The sequence below is a fragment of the Paenibacillus sp. 01T422 genome, assembly GCF_056398785.1.
In genome coordinates, this window is record NZ_JBFTQB010000281.1 from 1 (window position 1) to 6,866 (window position 6,866).

8 protein-coding genes are annotated in these 6,866 nt (G+C 43.9%); 5 read left to right on the plus strand and 3 right to left on the minus strand.

The window, feature by feature from the left end:
* On the plus strand, nucleotides 1-386 hold a 386-nt coding region (locus AC1DUA_RS16905), incomplete at its 5' end, for an exonuclease domain-containing protein (protein ID WP_477500875.1).
* Here AC1DUA_RS16905 and AC1DUA_RS16910 read toward each other — a convergent pair.
* Nucleotides 380-808, minus strand: a complete 429-nt coding sequence (locus AC1DUA_RS16910; protein ID WP_477500876.1) for a M67 family metallopeptidase — start codon at nucleotides 806-808, stop codon at nucleotides 380-382. The two genes, AC1DUA_RS16905 and AC1DUA_RS16910, sit on opposite strands and share 7 nt — an antisense overlap.
* Before the next feature lie 44 nt (nucleotides 809-852).
* Nucleotides 853-2,181 carry an MFS transporter gene (locus tag AC1DUA_RS16915; RefSeq protein ID WP_477500877.1) on the minus strand — a complete coding sequence of 443 codons (1,329 nt, stop codon included), beginning with the start codon at nucleotides 2,179-2,181 and terminating at the stop codon, nucleotides 853-855.
* A 133-nt stretch (nucleotides 2,182-2,314) separates the two neighbouring features.
* Here AC1DUA_RS16915 and AC1DUA_RS16920 point away from each other — a divergent pair, with 133 nt between their 5' ends.
* Nucleotides 2,315-2,848 (plus strand): TlpA family protein disulfide reductase, encoded by a 534-nt coding sequence (locus AC1DUA_RS16920; protein WP_477500878.1) that lies wholly within the window; start codon nucleotides 2,315-2,317, stop codon nucleotides 2,846-2,848.
* A gap of 61 nt (nucleotides 2,849-2,909) precedes the next feature.
* Here the strand turns inward: AC1DUA_RS16920 and cimA are convergent, their stop codons facing one another.
* Nucleotides 2,910-4,529, minus strand: a complete 1,620-nt coding sequence (gene cimA, locus AC1DUA_RS16925) for a citramalate synthase (RefSeq protein ID WP_477500879.1) — start codon at nucleotides 4,527-4,529, stop codon at nucleotides 2,910-2,912.
* A 213-nt stretch (nucleotides 4,530-4,742) separates the two neighbouring features.
* Between cimA and AC1DUA_RS16930 the strand changes: the two genes are divergently transcribed.
* The 3 genes from AC1DUA_RS16930 (at nucleotide 4,743) to AC1DUA_RS16940 (ending at nucleotide 6,857) form a co-directional block, all read left to right on the plus strand.
* Complete coding sequence (locus tag AC1DUA_RS16930) at nucleotides 4,743-6,044, plus strand: DNA polymerase IV (protein WP_477500880.1); 1,302 nt, start codon at nucleotides 4,743-4,745, stop codon at nucleotides 6,042-6,044.
* A gap of 6 nt (nucleotides 6,045-6,050) precedes the next feature.
* Nucleotides 6,051-6,557, plus strand: a complete 507-nt coding sequence (gene mobB, locus AC1DUA_RS16935) for a molybdopterin-guanine dinucleotide biosynthesis protein B (protein ID WP_477500881.1) — start codon at nucleotides 6,051-6,053, stop codon at nucleotides 6,555-6,557.
* A gap of 66 nt (nucleotides 6,558-6,623) precedes the next feature.
* Nucleotides 6,624-6,857 (plus strand): ferredoxin, encoded by a 234-nt coding sequence (locus tag AC1DUA_RS16940; protein WP_127454548.1) that lies wholly within the window; start codon nucleotides 6,624-6,626, stop codon nucleotides 6,855-6,857.
* The last annotated feature ends 9 nt before the right edge of the window (nucleotides 6,858-6,866 follow it).

The following is a 6,866-nucleotide window of genomic DNA, read 5'->3' on the forward strand; positions in this document are numbered from 1 at the left end:
TTACAAATGAAATGGTCGCGGATGCACCTGAATTGATCGGTGTTTTGAGCGATTTTCTGGAATTTGTACAACAGCGAATTTTGGTTGCTCATGCAACAGGGCATGATAAAAACTTTCTGAATTCTGCGCTCTGGCGCACTTCTAAGGTGAGTTTGTCTCACCGTGTGCTTGATACGATGATGATTGCGAAGTGGCTAATGCCAAAAAGGAAAAATTTAAGCTTGGATTCCTTGCTTCATGCCTATGAAATTCCGGTTACACAGCGTCACCATGCCCTTGAGGATTCCTTGATGACAGCAGAGCTGTGGTCTCGATTCATGGAGGAGATTAAAGCGAGGAATGTGGATACGTTAGGTGATCTATACGCCCTCTTAAGCCATCATTGACCAATTACAAACGCGAGTTTGTGATAACTGGTCGATGAGGCTTTTTTTATTTGGTAAAGCAGCAATTCAGGCTTATCAGGATTCATCAAAGACAAAACCCAATAGGAAGGAATCGTGTGCCAAAGGGTCTGCAGATCCGCGGCGGATGGAACCGCGGGGGTAGTCGGGTGTGAATGGAACAAGCCAATCACAGGGTTTTGGCTATTTGTTAGAAAGGGAATCATCTCAACTGGACTCAACTCGAAATGAGTTTGAGGGTTGGCGGAGCAATTGCGCATGGGAACAAAGGAAGAGCCTAGAAGCTCTCCATTTGTGCTCGTAGATTGTTTACCTAGAATGAGGCCGCAGGCTTCCTCAGGCATTTTTTGCTGACTGAATTGAAGCAGCTGCGTGTAGAGTTCTTTTTTAAAATAGATGGTCATTAGCGCCCCGCCTTATAAATGCTACCAAGATTGAGGCTAGTATATCATGCTTTTTCTTTCAGTACTTCATTCGGTTTAATACAGAAAAAGACAAGCGCTAACATCAGGAGAGCCAGTGAGGCTACTGTTATAAATAAGGTTTTGTGTGATATATTCATGAGCCATCCGAATAATGGCGGTCCAAATGCAACGCCGATAAAGCGAAGGCTGTTGTACAAAGACGTGATCATGCCGCGTTGGTCGCGTTCTACACATCCGGTGATCATGGTGTTTAAACAGGGAAGCAGGAGACCAGTTCCAATTCCGCTAAGCGAAAGAAGTCCGATGAAAACGTATAGATTCGTGTTGAGGAAGATCGCTAACGTTAAGGAGACTGTCATCAAGATCAGTCCGATATTCATTAACCAACGCATCAATGTGCCATTTTGTTTGATTTTAGCACCCGTTGTATACGAGGTTATGACCATGCAAAGGAGAGGAACAGCCAGTACGAACCCTTTGCGGACTCCCTCGATACTGTAAGGTTTTTCTTCTAATATTTGAGATAAATAAAAGAGAACGCCGAAAAGTATAAATAGGGTGATTGCCCCGGCGAAAAATGATGGGATCAGCCACCGTCCTTTTTCCCCAAGAATATCTCTTATTTGCTTTAAGTAGACGCCAAGAGGATCTGCTTTTTTCTCGTTCGGAGGTTCTTTGATCATAAAAATAACAGCCAGCAAAGCTAAGACACAAAATATCGGAAATGCGAAAAATGGGGCAAACCAGACGATTATGGCAAGTAAGGAGCCTAATATTGGGCTAACAACTTTACCTGCTCCATTGGAGGCTTCAATGAGCCCTAGAGCTTTGCTCGCATCTCCACCTTTATACAAATCACCAACCAATGCCATGGCTATAGGGGCTGTGCCAGCCGCTCCGAGGCCTTGTATGGCGCGCGCGATGATAAGGATGGAATAAGAGTTCCAAACAGCTGCAAAGCCTGCTAGAACGCCTGCTGCTCCATACACGATGAGTGATGGAATGATGACAGATTTCCGGGTGAAACGGTCTGATAAGTAACCAGACACCGGGATGATGATGCCTGCTGTGATGGAGAATAGTGTAATGACTAGAGAGCTTTGGAAGCGGGAGATACCCATCTTTTCCTGCAGATCAGGTAAAATAGGGACTAGCATGGAATTCCCTAAGACGAGTACTAAAGGAATTGTTGCTAATGCGACATATTCCCAAATGGAGCCTTTGCTTGATTTGTCCTTGGACTTGCTGTTTGATTTGTTGTTTGAACCATTGGAATCATTGTTAGAGCCGTTGTTGGCACTGTCGCTAAATCTGTTTTTGGTTCTGGCGTTGGGAGTTGCAACTTTGTTCACTTTGATTATTCCTTTCAGGGTAATTGGTAGACTTACTTTTCCCGTAATTGGTGAAACCATACTTTGTTGACATGCCAATGTTGGAAATTGATCTGAATTGGAGATAATATAGACAATGGAGGTGAACACATTTTTGAAGAAAAATGTATTTGTAATCGTATTGGTCGTATTATTAGCGGGGTTAGCTATCTACCAGAATGCCCTGCATAAGAATAAACAAACATTAATGCCTACAGAGCAAGCACCACAAGCGAATTTCCTTGCCCCTTCGTTTACTTTGACAGGGCTTGATGGGAAATCGTATACGATTGGCGGTCCGCGTGAGAAGCCTTTGCTCGTTAATTTTTGGGCATCCTGGTGCGGTCCTTGTGAGGAAGAAGCGCCGGATCTGGTGAATGTGTATAACAAATACGAAGGACAGTTTGATTTGTATGCGGTGAATGTGACGCCTGGGGATAAAATGGAGAATATCAAAAAATTCGTGGATACGTATAAATACCCCTTCCCAGTGCTTCTGGATAAGCAGGGAACGAATGCGGATACTTACCGCGTTGTTGCGATTCCAACCAGTTTTCTAATTGACAAAAATGGAGTCGTTCGTGAGGTTATTCACGTGCTTCCACCAAAAGAGCTGGACAAGAAAATTGCTAGTCTCATCAAGGGGTGACAAAAAAGCTGCAAGTTAGTCTCAGGGACTAATTTGCAGCTTTTGTCTTTTCTGGAAGGTCTTAGTGATTGATCAAACCAAGTCGCTCGTTCTGCTCTTTGTTGGCTGGCTCGACACGTTGTCTGCTGATGAGGGCATAACGCAAGCTGTCCACAAGTGCATACCAACTAGCTTCGATGATGTTGCTGGACACCCCTAGTGTGTTCCAAGTTGTGTTAAAGTCAGTTGTTTCCATAAGCACGCGAACTTTACCGGCAGTAGCGTCTTTCTCGTCGAGGACACGCACTTTGTAGTCTGAAAGGTGAATGTTCTTAATGTCCGGGTAATATTGGATAAGCGCTTTGCGTAAAGCATTATCCAAGGCATTGACTGGACCATTTCCTTCAGCCGCGGTGTAGATCGTTTCGCCATGAACCTTCACTTTGACGATGGCTTCGGATACGACGGATTGGTTCGCGGATTTCTCAACAAGCATTTTGAATGATTCTAAGGTAAAGATCTCTTCAAGTCCTTCGAATGCTTCGCGCAGCAATAACTCAAGTGTTGCGTCCGCTCCTTCGAATTGGTAGCCTTGATGTTCTAGATCTTTGATCTTCTCGATCACTTCTTTGGTTTTCTGATGATCTTTATCGAAGTCTAAGTTCAGCTCTTGCGCTTTGACAAGCACATTGCTTTGGCCAGCAAGCTCTGAGACAAGGACGCGCTGCTTGTTACCTACAAGCTCTGGTTTCGTGTGCTCATATGTGCTTGCATCTTTAAGGATCGCAGAGACGTGAATTCCGCCTTTGTGAGCGAATGCAGCGTTGCCTACATATGGCTGATTGATCGGCATATGCATGTTGGCAATTTCGCTGATATATCTTGAAACCGGCGTTAATGTTTTCAACTGTTCCTCAGTGATTACGTGGTATCCCAATTTCAGTTGAAGGTTAGGGATAATCGAGCTCAGGTTGGCATTGCCACAACGCTCGCCGTATCCGTTAATCGTACCTTGGACCTGCCCAGCGCCTGCTTGAAYGGCAGCAAGGCTGTTGGCTACGCCTAACTCGCAATCGTTATGAGCGTGAACACCAACAGGTGTTGATACGTGCTTCTTCACTGCTGTCACGATTGCTGTTACTTCACTAGGGAGAGAACCGCCGTTAGTATCACATAATACGATCCAGTCTGCACCTGCGTCTTGAGCTTTTTTGATCGTTTGCAGGGCGTACTCAGGGTTATTTTTGTAGCCGTCAAAGAAATGCTCTGCATCATATATGACTTCTAATCCAGAACTTTTCAAAAAAAGAACGGAGTCATAGATCATAGCCAGATTTTCTTCGAGTGTCGTTTGAATAGCTGTATGCACGTGGAAGTCCCATGACTTCCCGAAAATTGTTGCTACCTGCGCACCTGACTCAACAAGTCTGTTCAGATTAATGTCATCTGAAGCAATGGAATCTTTGCGTCGCGTGCTTCCGAAAGCGGTAATCTTGGCATTGGTGAACTTCATGTCCCGGACACGCTCAAAGAATTCGATGTCTTTGCTGTTGCTGCCCGGCCATCCGCCTTCAATATAATGAACCCCAAGCTCGTCGAGCTTCCGGGCAATTTTAATTTTATCCTCAACAGATAGGCTAATGCCTTCTCCTTGAGTTCCGTCTCGTAGTGTGGTGTCGAAGATTTTGACTGATGTTGGCATGGGTTCCTCCTTCAAAAGCTAGCAAAAGTGACTTGGATGCTGATGTGTAGGTTAATATGCTTGCTTTAAAGCGCTAATGTATAATTTACGATTATACCACAATATTACGGGTAAAGACATCATAACTCAAAATTGCGTTTGCTTGAAACAATATTTTTTTGTATGCTGAAATTGGCTTTAGATTAGGTCTTTGATCATGGGAGGGGTTGTGAAATGACGACGGTCGAGCACCACTATCCCAAGCAAGGCAGAGTTATTTTACATATCGATATGAATGCGTTCTATTGTTCGGTCCATGAGGCTGTTGAGCCTGAACTATATAGAGGAAAACCCATTGCAGTAGCAGGAAGTGTCGAGCTCCGCAGAGGGATCATTGTTACTTCATCTTATGCTGCGCGATCGATTGGGATTAAGACGGGCATGCAGGTCAGACAAGCATTGAAAATATGTCCTGATTTGATTCTTATTCGACCAGATTTTGAATTGTATCGTAGTTTTTCAAGACGTTTTATGCAAATCGCCTATAGCTATTCACCGATGGTTGAATCTATGTCGATAGATGAGTGTTTTGTAGATATTACTGGGTCTAAACAGTTTGGCACTCCGCTTGAAATTGCCGCAGCAATCCAGCTAAGGATTATGAATGAGTTGCAGTTACCCTGCTCCATTGGTGTTGCGCCAAATAAATTATTAGCCAAGATGGGCTCGGATATGAAAAAACCAAATGGAATTTCTGTTCTGCGTCTGCGGGACGTGCCTACTTCGTTATGGGACAAACCATGTAACTATTTATTTGGAATCGGCAAAAAGACGGCGGATAAGCTAACGAAGCTGGGAATACTTACGTTAGGTCAACTAGCAGAAGGCGACGAGTTATTGCTGAGTAAACATTTTGGTATTATGGGACCACACTTAAAGCGTTCAGCGAATGGCATCGATAACTCGCTGGTTAACCCGGAGCAAGAGCAAAGCAAATCTATCGGTCATACGACTACATTGCCGCGGGATTATATAGAAAGAAAAGATATTCACCGAGTCTTCTTGAATCTTGCAGATCAAGTGGCAAGAAGGCTCCGTAAGCAAGAATTGATGGCGTCTACGATTCAAATCACCATTCGTGATCCAGAAATGAGGACGATTACGAGATCCGTTACTTTGCCGACGCCAACGGAGCATATGGATGATATCTACAGAACTTCCTGCCAGTTGTACGATCATCAGTGGGAAGACGGGAACCCAGTCCGGTTGTTAGGAATTACCGTGCAAAATCTAACTAGTAAGGAAGAGACGTTTGTGCAGCTTGATTTATTCGACTATGAGAAGCAGCCAAAACGTGAAAATTTAAATAAAATCATGGATGGACTTCGAGATAAGTTTGGGGAGAATGCGATTCTGACCGCAGGAATGATGAGCGACGATCCTTCTGCTTTCATTAGAAATCACAAGTCTAGAGGAACTTCCTTGCAGATGGATCACTTGAAGAACAATCCGCTTCATAAGGAAGAGGAGAAGTGAGGCGCGATGGCACATTGTATCGGTTTTGCCGGATATTCGGGCAGCGGGAAAACGACTCTGATTACCAAGTTGGTCATAGAAATGAAGCGTCGCGGCAAACGGATTGCTGTATTGAAACATGATGCTCATGGACATTATAAAGAAGCATCCGGAACAGACTCGGCAATTTTTGCGCAATCCGGTGCGGAAGCAGTTGTGACAATCTCTATTGATTCTATTCATGTCTACGAGAAAAAACGCAAGCCTGACCTGCAAGAGCAGATCGAAGCTTTTTCTCACATGGATTATGTTTTTGTTGAAGGATTTAAGCGGGAAAAGCATCCAAAGATCGCTGTTTTTCGTACAATAGAGCAGAGTGAAATTATTCAAGCTCTAGAAGAGGAACCTATCGCGATTGCAACGGATGTGGCGGCGCTGGATTCTCATTTGTCAAGCCTGCCAACGCTTGATTTGAATGACATTGTTGCTCTTGCAGACTTTGTTGAGAGGTATTTTAAGGTAGAACAATTTTAAGGTTTGAACTTTGTCCTCATTTATATTATATTTTACAATGAGGATAAAATGAGGAGGAGTTAAACTATGGCAAAGTATACATTCGTTGATAAAGATACTTGTATTGCTTGTGGCGCTTGCGGAGCTACAGCACCAGACATCTATGATTACGATGATGAGGGCTTGGCAGAAGTGATTTTTGATGGAGATGGCAACAAAGGGGTAACTGAAATTCCAGAAGATCTATTTGATGATCTACAGGATGCACAAGATGGCTGCCCAACTGATTCCATCAAAGTTGCGGATTCACCTTTTAACTAATCATAACTC

What these genes read in the sequence shown, in the direction of transcription:
- mobB (WP_477500881.1), top strand. Translation starts at nt 6,051, where the DNA reads ATGGCACATTGTATCGGTTTTGCCGGATATTCGGGCAGCGGGAAAACG.
- AC1DUA_RS16930 (WP_477500880.1), top strand. Translation starts at nt 4,743, where the DNA reads ATGACGACGGTCGAGCACCACTATCCCAAGCAAGGCAGAGTTATTTTA.
- AC1DUA_RS16910 (WP_477500876.1), bottom strand. Translation starts at nt 808, where the DNA reads ATGACCATCTATTTTAAAAAAGAACTCTACACGCAGCTGCTTCAATTC.
- AC1DUA_RS16940 (WP_127454548.1), top strand. Translation starts at nt 6,624, where the DNA reads ATGGCAAAGTATACATTCGTTGATAAAGATACTTGTATTGCTTGTGGC.